Source organism: Cupriavidus sp. SW-Y-13, from assembly GCF_009793345.1.
In the GTDB taxonomy this organism is placed as follows: Bacteria; Pseudomonadota; Gammaproteobacteria; order Burkholderiales; family Burkholderiaceae; genus Cupriavidus.
In genome coordinates this window covers 2,317,790-2,334,141 of the sequence record NZ_WHLX01000001.1, presented here as the reverse complement: position 1 = coordinate 2,334,141, position 16,352 = coordinate 2,317,790, and the positions used below count along the sequence as shown (strand labels likewise).

Sequence of the window (16,352 nt, the reverse complement as noted above, 5' to 3'; positions counted from 1 at the left end):
GCCCTGGGGGATGGCCGCGTGCTAGGATGGCCGCGGACCAACCACCGATAGGAGGCGGCTCATGGCCAAGCGCGAGCGCAGCCGGCGGGTCATCAAGGAAGAGGTGAGCCGACGCATTCAGCAGATCGACGAGATCGCGGACGAGGGCATGCGCGTGCGTGTGCCCGATCCGGTGCCGCACGCACGCGATGCGCGGGGCCGCAACTGGGACATGGGACGCTTCGGCAATGCGCGCGGCTACGAGCAGGCGATCCGCGCCGTCGTGGACGATGTACGCGACGAGTTCGATCTCGGTGACGATCCTCCGAGCGCTGTGCCGAACCCGTTCGGCAACTAGGCGTTCTCAGCCAGGCAGTCCCGGCCAGGCCGTCTGCGGCTGCCAGCCCGCGATAGCCGCAGCCGGCAGGGGCTGCGCGAACAGGAAGCCCTGTCCCACGTGGCAGCCTTGTTCGAGCAGAAACTGGCGCTGGAAGGTGCTGGTCACGCCCTCTGCCACCACGTTGAGATTGCGGGCCCGGCCGATGCGGATCACCGCCTCCACCAGCGTCCGCGTGGCCTCGCTGGTTTCCAGGTCAAGCAGGAAACTGCGATCCAGCTTGATTTCTTCCACTGGCAGGCGCGTCAGCCGGCTCAGGCTGGAGAACCCCGTCCCGAAGTCATCGATCGACAGCCGCACACCAAGCCGCCGCAGCGTGGCGATGGTTGCGATGGCTGTCTCCGCCTCGGCGGCCTGTTCCAGGAAGACGCTTTCCGTAATCTCGATGGTCAGCTCGCCCGGGGAGAGGCCGTTGGCCTGCAGCGCCTGCGCCACTACTTCGGAGAGACCGGGATCGCGGATCGACAGCGGCGACAGGTTGACCGACATTGCCGGCACGGCCGTGCCTGTCTGACGCCATTGGGCCTGCTGTGCGCAGGCCTCGCGGATGGCCCAGTAGCCCAGTTCCACGATCAGGCCCGACTCCTCGGCCAGCGGTACGAAGACCGCAGGCGGCACATCGCCCCGTCGCGGATGTGGCCAGCGCGCCAGGGCTTCCACCGCCCACAGGTTGCCGGAAGCCAGATGGATCTGCGGCTGGTAGTGCATGCGCAGCGCGCCATCGGCGATGGCATCGCGCAGTTCGAGTTCGAGCGCACGCCGGTCACCGAGCCGGCGCGCCAGCGACGCGTCATAGACGCACACGTGGTTGCCGCGCTCCCGTGGCCGGCGCCGCTTGGCCTGATAGACGGCCAGGTCCGCATGGTGCAGCAGCGTGGCGCGGTCCCGGCCGCCATCGCCACCCGGGCCGCCCAGCACGCTGATGCCGATGCTGGCCGACGGTATCAGGCGATGGCCGTGCGTCAGCACGACCGGTGCCGACAGCGCGTCGAGCAGCGCATGGGCGGCGGCAAGGGCGCGGTCCTGTGCGTGGTCGGGCAGCAGGATCGCGAACTCATCGCCCGAGAGCCGGCCTGCGACAGCGTCGGCATGGCAGTTCAGTGCCACGAGTTGGAGCCGCGCAGCCACTTCGGTCAGGAATCGGTCGCCCGCGCCGTGGCCCTGCACATCGTTGACATGCTTGAAATCGTTCAGGTCGATGAACAGCATCGACAGGGGCGTGCCGCCGGCATTGGCCTGGGCCACGGCGTCGTCGGTGCGCGATAGCAGCAACTGGCGGTTGGGCAAGCCGGTCAACGCATCGTAGGAGACCAGGCGATGGATGCGGTCCTGCGCATGGTCGCGCGCCAGCGCCAGCGCGCAGAGATTGGTGGCCACGGCCACCAGGTTCTCGTGGAAGGCGTCGGGCAGGCGCGGCTCGGCAAAGCACAGTGCGAAAGTGCCGAGCACACTGCCATCGGCGGCGCGTACCGGAGTCGACCAGCTAGCGGCGAGTCCGGCGGCCAGCGCCGCTTCGCGCAGCGGCTCCCAACGGGAATCCCCAGCAATGTCGTAGACGGCCACGGGTTGGCCCAGAAAGGCGGCGGCACCGCAGGACCCCGATTCCAGCCCGATGGGCAGGTCGCGGAATGGCGCCAGCGCGGCCGGATCGGCCGAGGGCATGGCCACGAGCTTGAGCCGGCCATGCTCCACGCGCATGACGGCCGCAATAGCGCCGGGAGACATGCGCTCCACGCTGCGACACAGGTCGGCCATGATGTGGTGCGAGGGGACGTCGCGTGCCAGGGCCGCCACCGCCTCTGCCGCGGCGGCCAACAGGGTGACCTGGTTGCGCGCGTTGACAGCGACCACGGCATTGATCGCCTGTTCCAGCGCCTGGGTACGCATGCTTTCTGACTTTCTCTTTTTATGGGAAATACGTGAGTACACGCGCCCGGCGATCTCCCTCAATCGTCGTACCTCTGCATGCACCCCGGGAGTGTAAGGCGGCTATCCAATGGCCAGAGGCAGGGTTTGCCCGCGCTTTTGTAGAAATGACAATGCGGTCAACCCCTCTTTCGGGGTCGTGCGGGCATACGGGCCTTGATGGAGGCGGATCGCGCCGTGAAATCGGCGGAATTAGAGGGTTTACTCAGGAGCGGACAATGAAGCGGCCGAGCCCAGCATCAATCCACGGTGACGATGATCGCCACGCGGCGGTTCTCTGCACGGCCAGCGCTGGTGTCGTTGTCGGCAATGGGCCGCGTCTTGCCCAGGCCGCGCACCACCAGGCGGTCGCGCGTGAAGCCGCACGCGCCCAGCACGCGGGCCACCGCTTCGGCGCGGCGCATGGAGAGCCGCAGGTTGTACGCGTCGGAGCCGGTGTTGTCGGTGTGGCCGTCTACGTGCAGCACGTCGATGCCGGCTTCGCTGAGCCGCCGGCCGATCCGGATAACCGTGGCCGTCTGGTCCAGCGAAATAGCGTCGTCGTCGAACTTGAACAGCACCTTGTTCGTACGCCCCAGTTCCCAGCCGTGGTCCGTCAACTGAAATCCCTGGTCTTTCAGGACGCTGACCTGGGCGGGTGTGAGTTTGCCAACCGGTTCGGGTTCGGGCGGGCTGGTCGCGCAACCGGCCAGCGCAAGCATGATGACCGTAGTCTGTATCAGCAGTGCGCGGCGGGTGAGCTCGGACATGGTCGTCAGGCCTGCCGTTGCGGCGGAGCGGTCTCGGCAGCGTGCCAGGTGGCCCCCGAATCCCGCTTGGCGCCGTACATGGCGGCGTCGGCGGCGTGGAGCAGGGCCGCGCCATTGCGGGCATGCACCGGGAAGACAGCCAGTCCGATACTGAGCGGCGCCATGACCGAGTTGCCGTCGGGCAGGTCGATGGGTACGTTCATCGCGTCGAGGATGCCCTCGGCGGCGCGGATTGCATCCTCGGGCTGGCGCAATGCCTCGATCAGGACGGCGAACTCGTCACCGCCGAGCCGGCCCACGGTGTCGGATTCACGCAGGCAGCCCCGGATGCGCTCGGCAATGCCGACCAGCACGACATCGCCTGCCGCGTGGCCATGGCGATCGTTGATGCCTTTGAAATCGTCACTGTCTAGATAGAGCACGGCGGCGTACTGGTTGCGGGCGGCTGCGGTGCGCAGCGCCTGATCGAGCGCTTCGGCAAACGCGGCACGGTTGAGCAATCCTGTCAGCCCGTCGTGGGTGGCGCGGTGCGCCAGCGAACGGTTCTCCCGCTGCAACTGCTTTTGCCAGGCTTCCAGTTCGTCGAGCAGGACATTGAAGTCCTCGGACAACGCGTTCAGTTCCTCGATCCGCGCTGGCGGCATGCGCTGGCCGAAAGCCCGTTCGGACCGCACCGCGTGCGCCACCCGCATCAGGTTGCGCAACGGATCGATGATGTCGCCCAACATCCGGCTGGACATGTAGTGCGCGCCCACGGCGGTCACCAGCAGGCACGCAATCAGCCCCAGCGTGCCTTGCAGCAGGAAGTGGAGCAGGGCGATGGGGTCGCCCACCACACGCACGGTGCCTACCTGCTGGGACTCATGGATGATCGGTTGCTCGGCAGGGCCGGAGGTCAGCAGTTCCCCGGCAATCTGGCGCAACGCCGGAAAGCGGTCCTGGCCGGGCCGCCGCCATGTGGCCAGCAACTGGCGGTCGCCGTCGTAGACCGCCACGGTGGCCACGTCCTCGGTGGAGGCGATGACCGACAGCGCATCGGCGGCAGCGGCCTGGTCGCCAAACACGACCGGGGCTTCCACCGTATAGGCGATGGAACGCGCCACGAGCCGCAGGTTGTGATCGGCATAGGCGCGCAGCGCGGTCATGCCAAGCAATGTCAGGGAGATGCCAGCCATGAGGACCGCGATCAGTGCCACGCTCAGGTGGATGCGCCGCAGCGCGCCGTACAGCGTGGGCCGGGCGGGCGGGGGCGCGGACGAGGGGCGGCGGCCGGGCAGGTTCATGGCGCTGCCGCCTTGCGGCGTCCCAGTTGCAGTACCCCCGGATGAACGTGGATGCCGCTGCGCGCGATGGCGTCGAGATTGATCCGGAACGACACCTGGCTGTCCCGGATGCTCAGGCAGAACATGCTGCCGCCTTCACACTCGAAATCCTCTTCTGCGATCACCAGCACGGGTTTGCCTACGAATGCGGAGGTGAGCTTGCGGCGGCGGGCTTCGTCCATGACGCCGATGTAGAGGGCGTCGCACCCGGGAATGAGGGCATCTGCGAGCATGTCCACGCGCCGGGATTCCACGAGCCGGCCCGTCGATAGCGTGCCGCCTTCCATCAGCTTGGCGGCGTAGCGTGCGCCCGTATCCACGCACAATTTCACCGTTTCGCGCTCTTCCGGCCAGCGCGCATAACTGAGCAGACTCATCACCACGCGCGCCACGGCTTCGGGCCGCGAGGGGCCGGCAGGCAAGGCCGATCCGGAAGAGGTGGGAGCGGGCGCAGCAAGCGATGGGGCGGGCGCTGACGCTGCTGAAGCAGGCGGCGATGACGCCACTGCGGGTTTGGCGCAAGGCAATGCGATCACCACCGCCAGCAGCGCCGGCAGGGCCGGGCGGGCAAGGCGGTGCAGAAGATGACGCGCGGCGAGCAGGTGAAACGCAGGGCGCGGCAATGGAGCGGCTGGCGTGATGTCTGACAATCCGGGGAGTACGGGCAGTACTGGAAATCGGGCGTGTGGATAACTCCATGGAAGTGTCGGCTTGGTTTGCAAAAACTGTAGCCACAAAAGCCTGCGCCCGCACCGGTCCAAATGCCCTAGTGCGAGCGGTGGACGCTGTGCTAGAGTTTTTGCCACTCCCGCTTGTCCTGAAGTCCTGAAGCAATCGAACCGGAGGCACGCCATGGCGACCGAATCCAGACCGCAACTCAAAGCTTTCGTGCAGACCGCGCCGCAGGCTGGGCGCTACGTATGGATCATCTCACTGGTGGATTTCAGTGCGCAGCAGATCCGGCGCAGCATTGTCTCGGACGAGACCTTCACGACGTCCGACGCCGCGCGCGTGGCCGGCGACGCGGAACTCAAGGCGATGGCCGAGGACCACTGAAGGCGGGCCCGCCCCTGTCCTTCACGCCTTTCCCATCCTTTGCTTCACATCGGGAATCCCACGATGCGGTGACAGCGGCGCATGCCGCCATGCTAGGATTTCCTGCCGATTCCTCCGGAGACACCTTCATGGCAAAGCAGGTCTTCTCGCGTACGCAGTATCTCGACATCCTTAACGACAGCCTGCGGCGCCATCCCGGTTTCCAGCCCGGCATGGCGTTCGTGTTCCTGCCACCGGGCGCCAGTGCCACCCAGGCAGCAGGCGTGGGTTGCACCGGGCCGATGGACGCCATGCCTGTCTATTGCGAGATCGAGCGCGTGGCGTCGGGGCTGATCGAGGTGAAGGGGTAGGTTGGGAAAGAAGTAGGACAACCCATGAAAAAACGCACTCCGAAGAGTGCGTTTTTCGTTTCTGGCGAACCCTCCGGCGAGGGTCTGCCCAGAGTCTGGCGATTCAGTCCTCGTCTTCCTCGTCGTCGAGGAATTCGCGGCGCAGCATCCAGTTGGCGATGGCTTCGTCGCAGATATTCTTGAGCTTGCCCTTTTCGGGCAGTTTGTCGAACAGCTGGAAGTTGACCAGTGCCATGCCTGCGTCGGTGATGTAGAACAGGCGTTCGGGCTCGTCGTAGTGCACGACGCGACCGTCGATGGCAGTGTCGTCGCCTTCGGCAGGCATGTCCTCGAGTTCCACCACGCGGCACGTGAAGCGCGGGCTGCGGGTGTGGGTCAGGTACTCGAACTCGTCGTGCGACACATTCCCGGCCTTGTCGGCGATAACAGCGAAGCCCCAGATGAACCGGGGCATCGGCAGATCGGACAGATCGTCAATCTCGTCCATGGTGTTCTCCGTGATGCAATAGGCGGCATTATCGCCGAAGTCCTGCCGCGTGGGTCGATCGCCGCACCCGCCGCTTCGATTCCCGTCAATCCAGCATGTATCCCCGGGCCAGCGCCCCGAAATCCTCCAGCTCCTGCGTCTGCCAGGCGGCATCGTGCCCCAGTTCCTCGGCCAGGATCTCCGCCACGCGCGGCGCCCCGGCCAGGGCGGCCCGGGCGTCGAGGAACAGCGCGCGGTTGCGGCGGCCCAGCACATCTTCCACACGGCGCGCGAGTTCGTGCCGCGCGGCAAAGCGGACGTGCGCCTCGGTCAGGCCCGAGGCCGGCACGATGATGGTGTCCGCGCCGGGCAGCGCCTGCACCAGCGGCAGGTCGGCGCCGTAGTAGCGGTCGGGCGATCCGCTCTGCGCGGGCGGCAGGTTCTCCGGCACGCCTGCGGCGCCGTGCAGCGGCAGGTCGGCCGTCCGGCACGGTGCGGCGCGCACCAGCTGGCGTTGGATGGCCGTGTCCATCACGTCCTCTGCCATCTTGCGGTAGGTGGTCCACTTGCCGCCGGTCACGGTGATCAGGCCGGCTTTCGAGACCAGGATGGTGTGCTCGCGCGACAGCGATGCGGTGGATGCTTCGCCGGTGGCTTTGACCAGAGGCCGCAAGCCGGCCCAGACACTGGTCACGTCGGCACGGCTCGGATCGCGGGCAAGATAGCGCGCCGCTGTCTCCAGGATGAAGTCGATATCGTCGCTGGCGGCACGGGGCTCCAGCGGCAGATCCTTGCGCGGCGTATCGGTGGTGCCCACGATCACATGGCCGTTCCAGGGGACGAGGAACAGCACGCGGCCATCGTCGGTTTTCGGGATCAGGATGGCGCGGTCGCCGGGCAGGAAGCTGCGTGGAATGGTCAGGTGCACGCCCTGGCTGGGTGCCACCATCGTGCGTGCCTGGCTGTCTTCCATCTGCCGCACCGCGTCTACCCACACACCCGTGGCGTTGATCACGCAGTCGGCGCGCAGCGTGAACGTGGCATCGCCGAGCGCGTCCTGTGCCGTGACGCCCGTGACCACGCCGTTCGACTGGGTCAGGCCGGTCACGCGCATGTAGTTGACGGCCGTACCCCCTACGTCGAACAGCGTGCGCATCAGCGCCATGGCCAGCCGCGCATCGTCGAACTGGCCGTCGAAATAGAGATTGCCGCCGCGCAGCGGTCGTCCGCCCACATGTTCGGCCAGGGTAGGGGCGGCTTCGAGCGTCTCGCGGTGGTTCAGCCAGCGGCTGCCCGAAAGGTTCAGCCCGCCGGCCAGCATGTCGTAGACCTTCAGGCCGATGCCGTAGAACGGCTGGTCGAACATCTGGTAGGCCGGCACCACGAAGCCGAGCGGCCAGACCACATGCGGCGCATTGCGCGCCAGCAGGCCGCGTTCGTGCAAGGCTTCGCGCACCAGCCCGATATTGCCCTGGGCGAGGTAGCGCACGCCGCCATGCACAAGCTTGGTGGCCTTGCTCGACGTGCCCTTGGCAAAGTCGGCCGCTTCGAGCAGCAGGGTGCGATAGCCGCGCGCCGCGGCGTCGACTGCAGTGCCCAGGCCCGTGGCGCCGCCGCCAATGACGATGACATCCCAGCGCGCCTCGCGCGACAGCGTGTTGAGCAGTTCGCCGCGAGAGGGCGGCTGGACCGGAGGTACGGTGATTGACATGGGGGCTTGTCTGTTTAATGTGCGGTGGAATCGTCGTCGCGCGCCCAGTCACGGGCTCGGTCCACGGCGCGATGCCAGCGCGCGATGCGGTGGCCGCGTTCGTCTGCCGACAGCTTCGGCTCGAAACGCTGCTCCACCTGCCATTGATGCGTGATTTCCTCGGGGCTGGTCCAGTATCCGGTAGCGAGTCCGGCCAGATAGGCGGCGCCCAGCGCCGTGGTTTCCGTGACGCGCGGGCGCACCACGGCGGTACCGAGCAGATCGGCCTGCATCTGCATCAGCAGGTCACTGCGTGACGCGCCGCCATCCACGCGTAACTCCGCCAGCGAGATCCCGGCGTCCTTCTGCATGGCGTCGAGCACATCCACGCTTTGCAGCGCAATGGATTCGAGCGCGGCGCGGGCGATATGCGGGCCACCCGTGCCACGCGTGATGCCGACCAGCGTGCCGCGCGCGAACGGGTCCCAATGCGGCGCGCCGAGTCCGGCAAAGGCCGGCACCAGCACCACGCCGCCCGTGTCCGCGCACTGGCGCGCCAGCGGGTCGACCTCGGGTGCACTGTGGATCAGCTTGAGTCCATCGCGCAGCCACTGGATCGTGGCGCCGCCCATGAACACGCCGCCTTCGAGGCAATACTGCGTGTCCTGTCCGATCTGCCAGCCGATAGTGGTGATCAGCCGGTTCTGCGACGTAACCGGGCTGTTGCCTGTATTCATCAGGATGAAGCAGCCCGTGCCATAGGTGTTCTTGGCCATGCCTGGGTAGAGGCAGGCTTGCCCGAACGTGGCGGCCTGCTGGTCGCCAGCGATGCCGGCGATCGGAACTTCCACGCCGAACAGTCGCGCCGACGTGCGCGCCACTTCGCCGCTGGAGGGCGCCACTTCGGGCAGGAGACTGCGGGGGATGTCGAGGATGCCGAGCAGTTCGTCGTCCCAGCGGAAATCGTGGATATTGAACAGCAGCGTGCGCGAGGCGTTGGACACATCGGTCACATGCCGCGCGCCATCGGTCAGTTGCCAGATCAGCCAGCTATCCACGGTGCCAAAAGCGAGTTCGCCACGCTCGGCACGGGCGCGGGCGCCGTCGTAGTGATCCAGCATCCAGCGCAGCTTGGTGCCCGAGAAATAAGCGTCGATGATCAGGCCGGTCTTCTGCTGGAAGGTGTCGCCATGGCCAGCGGCCTGCAGGTGCTCGCACATCGAGGCAGTGCGGCGGTCCTGCCAGACCAGTGCGCGGCCCACGGGCTCGCCGGTCTTGCGGTCCCACAGCACGCTGGTCTCGCGCTGGTTCGTGATGCCGATGCCCACGAGCTGCGAGCCACTGACATTGGCATCGGCCAGAACCTCGTGCGCCACGGCCAGTTGCGATTGCCAGATTTCGTAGGGGTCGTGCTCGACGTGTCCGGGATGCGGATAATATTGCCGGAATTCGCGCTGGGCGATCCGCACCACATTGCCCGCGTGATCGAACAGGATGGCGCGCGAACTGCTGGTGCCCTGATCCAGAGCGAGTACATAGCGCGGCTGCGCAGCGAGTGTCGATGTCATGCGATCCATCCGCAATGGTTGAATTGAGTACCTATGTCCGAATCTGCTTTCCGCGATACCAATGTCGTCAGCCACATCCGCGCAGGCATTGCCGCGCGCAGCCCGTTCGATCCCGCCGCGCATCTGCGGCTGATGGTCGTTGATGCCCACGTGGGTTGGTTGCCGCGCCGCCATGCGGAGATACTCACGGGGATGGGCGATGTCATCGGGCCGGAAGAGCAGGGCGCCGTGGCGCTGCTGCCGGGCTGTATCGATGCCGCATCTCGCAACGCCGTGCTGGCCGCTCTCGCACGCAAGCTGGCCGATGCCGGCCACGTACGCGGCTGGCGCAATGAACTGTTTGCCGTGACCCCGGCGCTCGATGCGAAGCCGTTCGCGGTCATCGAACGTGCGGCGGCGCGGTTCCTGGGCCTGCTGACGTTTGCCTCGCACATGAACGGCATTGTCGAGGGGGCAACGCCCGCGCTGTGGATCTCGCGCCGCAGCCCGTCCAAGTCCGTGGACCCCGGCATGTGGGACAACCTTGTGGCCGGTGGCGTGCCGGCTGGCAGCGATCCGCTTGAAACGCTGGTTCGCGAATGCGACGAGGAATCGGGCATTCCGCCCGCGCTGGCCAGCCTGGCCGAGGCCCACGGCGTGATCGATGTCCTGCGTGAAATCCCCGAAGGCGTGCAGTGGGAGCGGGTGTACGCATACGACCTGCTGCTGCCGGCGGACTTCGTGCCGCACAACCGCGACGGCGAGGTAGCCGAGCACCGGCATATCGGTCCTGCGGCATTGCTTGATATCATGGCGGCCCGCGCCATGACCGTAGATGCCACGCTGGTGACGCTGGATGCCCTTTGCCGACGCGGCTGGGCGGCCATCCAGCCCTGATCTCCACGCCTTGCGGTCCCGGCCTGCATAACCTCGAATGTCTTCAGCCCGATTGTTCCAAGATGAGCGCCACTGGATTTATCCTCACCCTTTCCTGCCCTGACCAACCGGGCATCGTGCATGCCGTATCGGGCCTGCTGTTCCAGAATGGCTGCAACATCGTCGATTCCGACCAGTACGGCGACGCGTTCACGGGCCGCTTCTTCATGCGCGTGCATTTCAGCGCCGCGCCCGGTGGCCCTGGCCTGAACGAACTGCGCGCAGCTTTCGCGCCGGTGGGCGACCAGTTCGGCATGCAGTGGGATGTGTTCGACGCCACGATCAAGCCGCGCGTGATGATCATGGTGTCGAAGATCGGCCATTGCCTGAACGACCTGCTGTTCCGCGCCAAGGTGGGTGGCCTGCCGGTGGAGATCGCGGCCATCGTCTCGAACCATCGCGATTTCTATCAACTGGCCGCATCGTACGACGTGCCGTTCTTCCACCTGCCGCTGATGAACGCCTCGGCCGAACAGAAGTCCGCGCAGGAAGCGCGCGTGTTCGACGTGGTGCGCGAGCAGAACATCGACCTTGTGGTGCTGGCCCGTTACATGCAGGTGCTGTCCGACGACCTGTGCCGCAAGCTCGAAGGCCGCGCGATCAATATCCACCACTCGTTCCTGCCGAGCTTCAAGGGTGCCAAGCCTTATTACCAGGCCCATGACCGCGGCGTGAAGCTGATCGGCGCCACGGCTCACTACGTGACCGCCGATCTGGACGAAGGCCCGATCATCGAGCAGGAAATCGAGCGCGTGGATCACAGCATGGACCCCGAGCAACTGACCGCCGTCGGCCGCGACGTGGAATGCGTGGCCCTGGCCCGCGCGGTGAAATGGCATGCGGAACACCGGATTTTGCTCAATGGGCATAAGACGGTGGTGTTCAAGTAAGACCTCACCTGTCCCTATGTTTTGCTCCCCTCTCCCGCAAGCGGGAGAGGGGTTGGGGGAGAGGGCAGGAGGCTCTGCTTGCCGATGCAACGCAATTTGCACCGCCGACCCTCTCCCCCACCCCTCTCCCGCCAACGGGAGAGGGGAGAAAGACCAGTGCGGGATAAATTCACTCCCCCGCCACCACACATCCCACTCCACTATCCGCCAGCATCGCGTCGAACGGCGCGCGTAGTGGCTCGTCCGTGAACAGCCGGCCGATTCTCGACACAGGCGCCAGTTCCACCATGGCCTGGCGGCCGAACTTGCTAGCATCCGCGGCCAGCCAGACTTCGCGCGAATGTTCCATGATGGCGCGCGCCACCTTGACCTCGCGGAAATCGTAATCGCGCAGCGTCCCGTCGGCCTCGATGCCCGAGATGCCGATCAGTCCGATATCCACCTTGAATTGCCGGATGAACTCCACCGTGGCCTCGCCGATGATGCCGCGGTCCCGCGAACGCAGCACGCCGCCGGCGACGATGACTTCGCAATCGGGGTTATCGGCCAGGATATTGGCCACATGCAGGTTATTGGTGATGACACGCAGCCCGCGATGGTGGATCAGCGCGCGCGCCACCTCTTCCACCGTGGTGCCGATGTTCAGGATCAGCGAGCAGCCTTCCGGCACTGCCGCCGCCACGGCGCGCGCGATGCGCACCTTGCCCTCGGCATTGAGCACCTGCCGCTGCGGATAGGCGATGTTCTCGGTGGTCGAACCGTCCATGCGCACGCCGCCATGAAAGCGGGCCAGCATGCCGTTCTCCGCCAGCAAATTGACATCGCGCCTCACGGTCTGCAATGTCACCCCGAACTTGCGGGCAAGCTCGTCGATCGAGGCAAAGCCCTGGCTGCGGACTTCCTCTAGAAGGGCGGTCTGGCGTGGATTCAGCGTCATGCCGGGCATTCTAGTTCAAACAGAAACGAAAACAAATGATGCGCTGCAGTATTGTTTTATGTTCGTTTATGCACTAAAACGAGCGGGGTAGATGAAAAAGTGCGCCTTGGCCGCCGTTTTCTAAGTGGCTTTGCAAGCACAAGAACATGGAGACCGGATGCAGCTCAGCCTGGACGGCATTGCGCAGCAAGTAGGGTCGCAAGCCTATCTTTATCCGATGTCGCTGGCCCCCGTGCCCGGCGCCGTCACCATCCTGCTGGGCACCACCCAGGCCGGCAAGACTTCGCTGATGCGGGTCATGGCGGGGCTGGATCGCCCCACGGCCGGCCGGGTACTCGTCGACGACGCTGATGTGACCGGCGTGCCGGTACGCGAGCGCAACGTGTCGATGGTGTACCAGCAGTTCATCAACTATCCCTCGCTCACCGTATTCGACAATATCGCGTCGCCGCTCCGGTTGCGGCGCGACAGCCGCGACGACATCGCGGCCCGCGTGCGTTCCCTGGCCGCGCGCCTGCATATCGAACACCTGCTCGACCGTTATCCGTCGGAACTCTCCGGCGGCCAGCAACAGCGTGTGGCACTGGCCCGTGCACTGGCCAAGAACGCGCCGCTGATGCTGCTGGACGAGCCACTGGTCAACCTCGACTACAAATTGCGCGAGGAATTGCGCGAGGAACTGACGCACCTGTTCGCGCAGGGCGATGCCACGGTGATCTACGCCACCACCGAACCCGCCGAAGCATTGCTGCTCGGTGGTCACACCGCAGTGCTCGATGCCGGCGAGCTGCTGCAATACGGACCCACGCCCGAGGTCTTCCACTATCCCGCTTCGCTGCGCGTGGCACGTGCATTCAGCGATCCGCCGATGAACCTGATCGAAGGCGTGCTGGCCGCTGGCCGTGTGACGCTGCCCGGCAATATCGTGGTGCCATTGCCCGAGGTGCGCGCCCCGGATGGACCCGTGACGGTTGGCGTGCGCGCCGCCGCGCTGCGCCTGCAGGCGGTGCCAGACAGCATCGCAGTGCCGGGCAAGGTGGCGCTGGCCGAGCTGTCCGGTTCCGATACCTTCGTTCACGCAGATACCCCCGCTGGTAACCTCGTGGCGCAGTTCGCAGGGGTGCAGGACCTGCGGCTCGGCGCGCCGATCTCCCTCCATATCGAGCCGGGGCAGCTTTATCTGTTCAACGCGGCGGGCGAGCGTATTCACGCACCGCGCCGTCCGGGTGCGCTGGCCGATGTGGCCAGCCAGCCGCTGACCGGATCGGGGGGCTGACATGGCACGCATCGATCTCGATCTCGCGCATTCCTACGTGGCCCATCCGCAGAAGGATGAGGATTACGCGCTGCTGCCGCTGAACTTTACGTTCGAGGATGGCGGCGCCTATGCATTGCTCGGCCCGTCCGGCTGCGGCAAGACCACGCTGCTCAATTGCATCTCGGGGCTGCTGCGTCCGTCGCAGGGCACGATCCGTTTCGACGGTGCCGATGTCACCGACGCCTCGCCGCAGGCGCGCAACATCGCGCAGGTGTTCCAGTTCCCGGTGATCTACGACACGATGACCGTCGGCGAGAACCTCGCATTCCCGCTGCGTAATCGCGGCGTGCCCGCCGACAAGGTGCGCGAGCGCGTGGGGCGTGTGGCGGAAATGCTCGACCTGTCGTCGTCGCTCGATCGTCGCGCCAGCGGACTGGCCGCCGATGCCAAGCAGAAGATCTCGCTGGGCCGCGGACTCGTGCGGCAGGACGTGTCGGCCATCCTGTTCGACGAGCCGCTGACCGTGATCGATCCGCACCTGAAGTGGCAACTGCGGCGCAAGTTGAAGGAGATCCACCAGGAGTTCCGGCTGACGCTGATCTACGTGACGCACGACCAGACCGAGGCACTGACCTTTGCCGAGCAGGTGGTGGTGATGTCGCGCGGCAAGGCCGTGCAGGTGGGGTCCGCCGATGCGTTGTTCGAGCGGCCCGCGCACACCTTCGTTGGTCACTTCATTGGATCGCCCGGAATGAACTTCCTGCCGGGCCAATGGCGCGACGGCGCCATCGAAGTGGCAGGGCGGCGCTATATGCCTGAACTCCCGCCGCAGACACTGGCCGCGCTGCAGGCGGCAGGCAGTTTCAAGATCGGCGTGCGGCCCGAATATCTGCACCTCGCACTGGCCGATCATCCGCAAGCGATGCCGGTGCGCGTGGAACGTGCGCAGGACATCGGCACGTACTGGCTGGTGACAGCCACCGTGGCGAATGGCCCCGACGGCGAACCCGCCACGATCCGCGCGCGGCTCGGCACGGAGGCCGCCGCGCTACGTCCCGGCGATACGGCTTGGCTTACGGCGTTCAACCGCCATACCTGCTTCTATATCAACGAGGAACTGGTGCCATGAAGCCCGTGAACCAGAAGGCCTGGCTGCTGGTGTTGCCCGTGGTGATCTGCGTGGCGTTCTCCGCCATCCTGCCGCTGATGACCATCGTCAACTACTCGGTGCAGGACATCATCTCGCCCGAGCGGCGCGTGTTCGTGGGCACAGAATGGTTTGCCACGGTGCTGCGCGATTCGGAACTGCATGACGCGTTGTTGCGACAGCTCGGCTTCTCGCTGGCGGTGCTGTGCGTGGAGATCCCGCTGGGCATCCTGCTGGCGTTGGCCATGCCCGCGCGTGGCTGGCAGGCATCGGCGGTGCTGGTTGTCATCGCGCTGTCGTTGCTGATTCCGTGGAATGTCGTGGGCACGATCTGGCAGATCTTCGGGCGCACCGACATCGGCCTGCTCGGCGCCGCGCTCGACGGCATGGGATTCGACTACAACTACACGGGCAGCGCGGTGGATGCCTGGGTCACGGTGCTCGTGATGGATGTGTGGCATTGGACACCGCTGGTGGCGCTGCTCTGCTATGCGGGCTTGCGCGCGATTCCCGATGCGTACTACCAGGCCGCGCAGATCGACGGTGCGTCGCGCTTTGCGGTGTTCCGCTTCATCCAGTTGCCCAAGCTGCGCGGCGTGCTGATGATTGCGGTGCTGCTGCGCTTCATGGACAGCTTCATGATCTATACCGAACCGTTCGTGCTAACGGGCGGCGGTCCCGGCAATGCCACCACATTCCTCTCGCAGTATCTGACGCAGAAGGCCGTGGGGCAATTCGACCTGGGGCCGGCCGCTGCGTTCTCGATCGTCTATTTCCTGATCATCCTGCTGACGTGCTTCGTGCTCTATAACTGGATGCAGCGCGCTGGCACTTCGGGTGCGGCGGGTGTGGAGGAGGTGCCCCATGGCTGACCAGAAGCTGCCGGGCCAGCGTCCCGGCTGGTGGCGTCCCGTGTTCCTGACGATCTACCTGCTGTTCGCCATCGTCCCGATCTACTGGATGCTGAACATGTCGTTCAAGACGAACGAGGAAATCGTGTCCTCGCTATCGCTCTGGCCGGCCGCGTTCACGATCGAGCATTACCGCACCATCTTCACCGACGCCTCGTGGTACTCGGGCTATATCAACTCGCTGATCTACGTGGCGCTCAACACTGTGATCTCGATCAGCGTGGCGCTGCCCGCCGCCTATGCGTTCTCGCGCTATCGTTTCATTGGCGACAAGCACGTGTTCTTCTGGCTGCTGACCAACCGCATGACGCCGCCCGCTGTGTTCCTGCTGCCGTTCTTCCAGCTCTATACGACGCTGGGGCTGATGGACACGCACCTCGGCGTGGCGTTGGCGCACCTGGTCTTCAACGTGCCACTGGCGGTATGGATTCTGGAAGGCTTCATGTCGGGCGTGCCGCGCGAGATCGACGAGACCGCTTATGTCGATGGCTACTCGTTTCCGCGCTTCTTCCTGACCATCTTCCTGCCGCTGATCAAGGCTGGCGTGGGCGTGGCCGCGTTCTTCTGCTTCATGTTCAGTTGGGTCGAACTGTTGCTCGCGCGCACGCTGACATCGGTCAACGCCAAGCCTATCGTGGCGACGATGACGCGCACGGTCTCCGCCTCGGGCATGGACTGGGGTGTGCTGGCAGCGGCGGGCGTGCTGACCATCGTGCCGGGAGCCATCGTGATCTGGTTCGTGCGGCACTACATCGCGAAGGGCTTCGCGATGGGCCGCGTGTAAGGAGAGA

At 65.7% G+C, this 16,352-nt stretch carries 17 protein-coding genes; 9 read left to right on the top strand and 8 right to left on the bottom strand.

The genetic code is table 11. The features are described 5' to 3' along the window. Positions 1-61 precede the first annotated feature (61 nt). Positions 62-337 (top strand): hypothetical protein, encoded by a 276-nt coding sequence (locus GA566_RS10395; protein WP_137928587.1) that lies wholly within the window; start codon positions 62-64, stop codon positions 335-337. Positions 338-343: 6 nt separating this feature from the next. Here GA566_RS10395 and GA566_RS10390 read toward each other — a convergent pair whose 3' ends face one another. The 4 genes from GA566_RS10390 to GA566_RS10375 form a co-directional block, all read right to left on the bottom strand. Beyond that, complete coding sequence (locus tag GA566_RS10390; RefSeq protein WP_160472699.1) at positions 344-2,263, bottom strand: bifunctional diguanylate cyclase/phosphodiesterase; 1,920 nt, start codon at positions 2,261-2,263, stop codon at positions 344-346. A gap of 278 nt (positions 2,264-2,541) precedes the next feature. Next, the gene (locus tag GA566_RS10385) at positions 2,542-3,051 is read right to left on the bottom strand and encodes an OmpA family protein (RefSeq protein ID WP_137928589.1); all 510 of its coding nucleotides are present in this window, start codon (positions 3,049-3,051) and stop codon (positions 2,542-2,544) included. Between the two features lie 5 nt (positions 3,052-3,056). Continuing rightward, on the bottom strand, positions 3,057-4,334 hold the full coding sequence (locus tag GA566_RS10380; RefSeq protein ID WP_160472698.1) for a diguanylate cyclase domain-containing protein: 1,278 nt from the start codon (positions 4,332-4,334) through the stop codon (positions 3,057-3,059). Further along, a complete protein-coding gene (locus tag GA566_RS10375; protein WP_370459285.1) occupies positions 4,331-4,795 on the bottom strand; it encodes a YfiR family protein in 465 nt (154 codons plus the stop codon). The genes GA566_RS10380 and GA566_RS10375 overlap by 4 nt, the downstream gene beginning before the upstream one ends. Before the next feature lie 430 nt (positions 4,796-5,225). On the opposite strand from GA566_RS10375, the gene GA566_RS10370 reads away from it, so the two are divergent. Both GA566_RS10370 and GA566_RS10365 read left to right on the top strand, forming a co-directional pair. Next, a complete protein-coding gene (locus tag GA566_RS10370) occupies positions 5,226-5,429 on the top strand; it encodes a hypothetical protein (RefSeq protein WP_137928563.1) in 204 nt (67 codons plus the stop codon). A 128-nt stretch (positions 5,430-5,557) separates the two neighbouring features. After that, on the top strand, positions 5,558-5,779 hold the full coding sequence (locus GA566_RS10365; protein ID WP_137928562.1) for a hypothetical protein: 222 nt from the start codon (positions 5,558-5,560) through the stop codon (positions 5,777-5,779). A gap of 103 nt (positions 5,780-5,882) precedes the next feature. Here GA566_RS10365 and GA566_RS10360 read toward each other — a convergent pair whose 3' ends face one another. The 3 genes from GA566_RS10360 to glpK form a co-directional block, all read right to left on the bottom strand. Next, a complete protein-coding gene (locus GA566_RS10360) occupies positions 5,883-6,266 on the bottom strand; it encodes a hypothetical protein (RefSeq protein ID WP_137928561.1) in 384 nt (127 codons plus the stop codon). Between the two features lie 85 nt (positions 6,267-6,351). Next, complete coding sequence (locus GA566_RS10355; RefSeq protein WP_160472696.1) at positions 6,352-7,956, bottom strand: glycerol-3-phosphate dehydrogenase/oxidase; 1,605 nt, start codon at positions 7,954-7,956, stop codon at positions 6,352-6,354. A gap of 14 nt (positions 7,957-7,970) precedes the next feature. Further along, a complete protein-coding gene (gene glpK, locus GA566_RS10350) occupies positions 7,971-9,503 on the bottom strand; it encodes a glycerol kinase GlpK (protein WP_370459284.1) in 1,533 nt (510 codons plus the stop codon). A gap of 33 nt (positions 9,504-9,536) precedes the next feature. Between glpK and GA566_RS10345 the strand changes: the two genes are divergently transcribed. Continuing rightward, positions 9,537-10,379: an NUDIX hydrolase family protein gene (locus GA566_RS10345; protein WP_160472694.1), complete on the top strand. Its 843-nt coding sequence runs from the start codon at positions 9,537-9,539 to the stop codon at positions 10,377-10,379. 62 nt (positions 10,380-10,441) lie between these two features. Continuing rightward, positions 10,442-11,308: a formyltetrahydrofolate deformylase gene (gene purU, locus GA566_RS10340; RefSeq protein ID WP_137928557.1), complete on the top strand. Its 867-nt coding sequence runs from the start codon at positions 10,442-10,444 to the stop codon at positions 11,306-11,308. 169 nt (positions 11,309-11,477) lie between these two features. Here purU and GA566_RS10335 read toward each other — a convergent pair whose 3' ends face one another. After that, on the bottom strand, positions 11,478-12,245 hold the full coding sequence (locus GA566_RS10335; RefSeq protein ID WP_202126683.1) for a DeoR/GlpR family DNA-binding transcription regulator: 768 nt from the start codon (positions 12,243-12,245) through the stop codon (positions 11,478-11,480). Between the two features lie 157 nt (positions 12,246-12,402). Here GA566_RS10335 and GA566_RS10330 point away from each other — a divergent pair, with 157 nt between their 5' ends. From GA566_RS10330 to GA566_RS10315, 4 genes are read left to right on the top strand one after another with little or no spacing between them, the layout of a single operon-like run. After that, positions 12,403-13,521, top strand: coding sequence for an ABC transporter ATP-binding protein (locus GA566_RS10330; RefSeq protein ID WP_160472692.1), 1,119 nt, complete (start codon positions 12,403-12,405; stop codon positions 13,519-13,521). 1 nt (position 13,522) lies between these two features. Then, positions 13,523-14,632 (top strand): ABC transporter ATP-binding protein, encoded by a 1,110-nt coding sequence (locus tag GA566_RS10325; RefSeq protein WP_160472691.1) that lies wholly within the window; start codon positions 13,523-13,525, stop codon positions 14,630-14,632. Next, positions 14,629-15,522 carry a carbohydrate ABC transporter permease gene (locus tag GA566_RS10320; RefSeq protein ID WP_137924246.1) on the top strand — a complete coding sequence of 298 codons (894 nt, stop codon included), beginning with the start codon at positions 14,629-14,631 and terminating at the stop codon, positions 15,520-15,522. Before GA566_RS10325 ends, GA566_RS10320 begins: the two co-directional genes overlap by 4 nt. Beyond that, positions 15,515-16,345 carry a carbohydrate ABC transporter permease gene (locus GA566_RS10315; protein WP_160472690.1) on the top strand — a complete coding sequence of 277 codons (831 nt, stop codon included), beginning with the start codon at positions 15,515-15,517 and terminating at the stop codon, positions 16,343-16,345. The genes GA566_RS10320 and GA566_RS10315 overlap by 8 nt, the downstream gene beginning before the upstream one ends. Positions 16,346-16,352 lie beyond the last annotated feature (7 nt).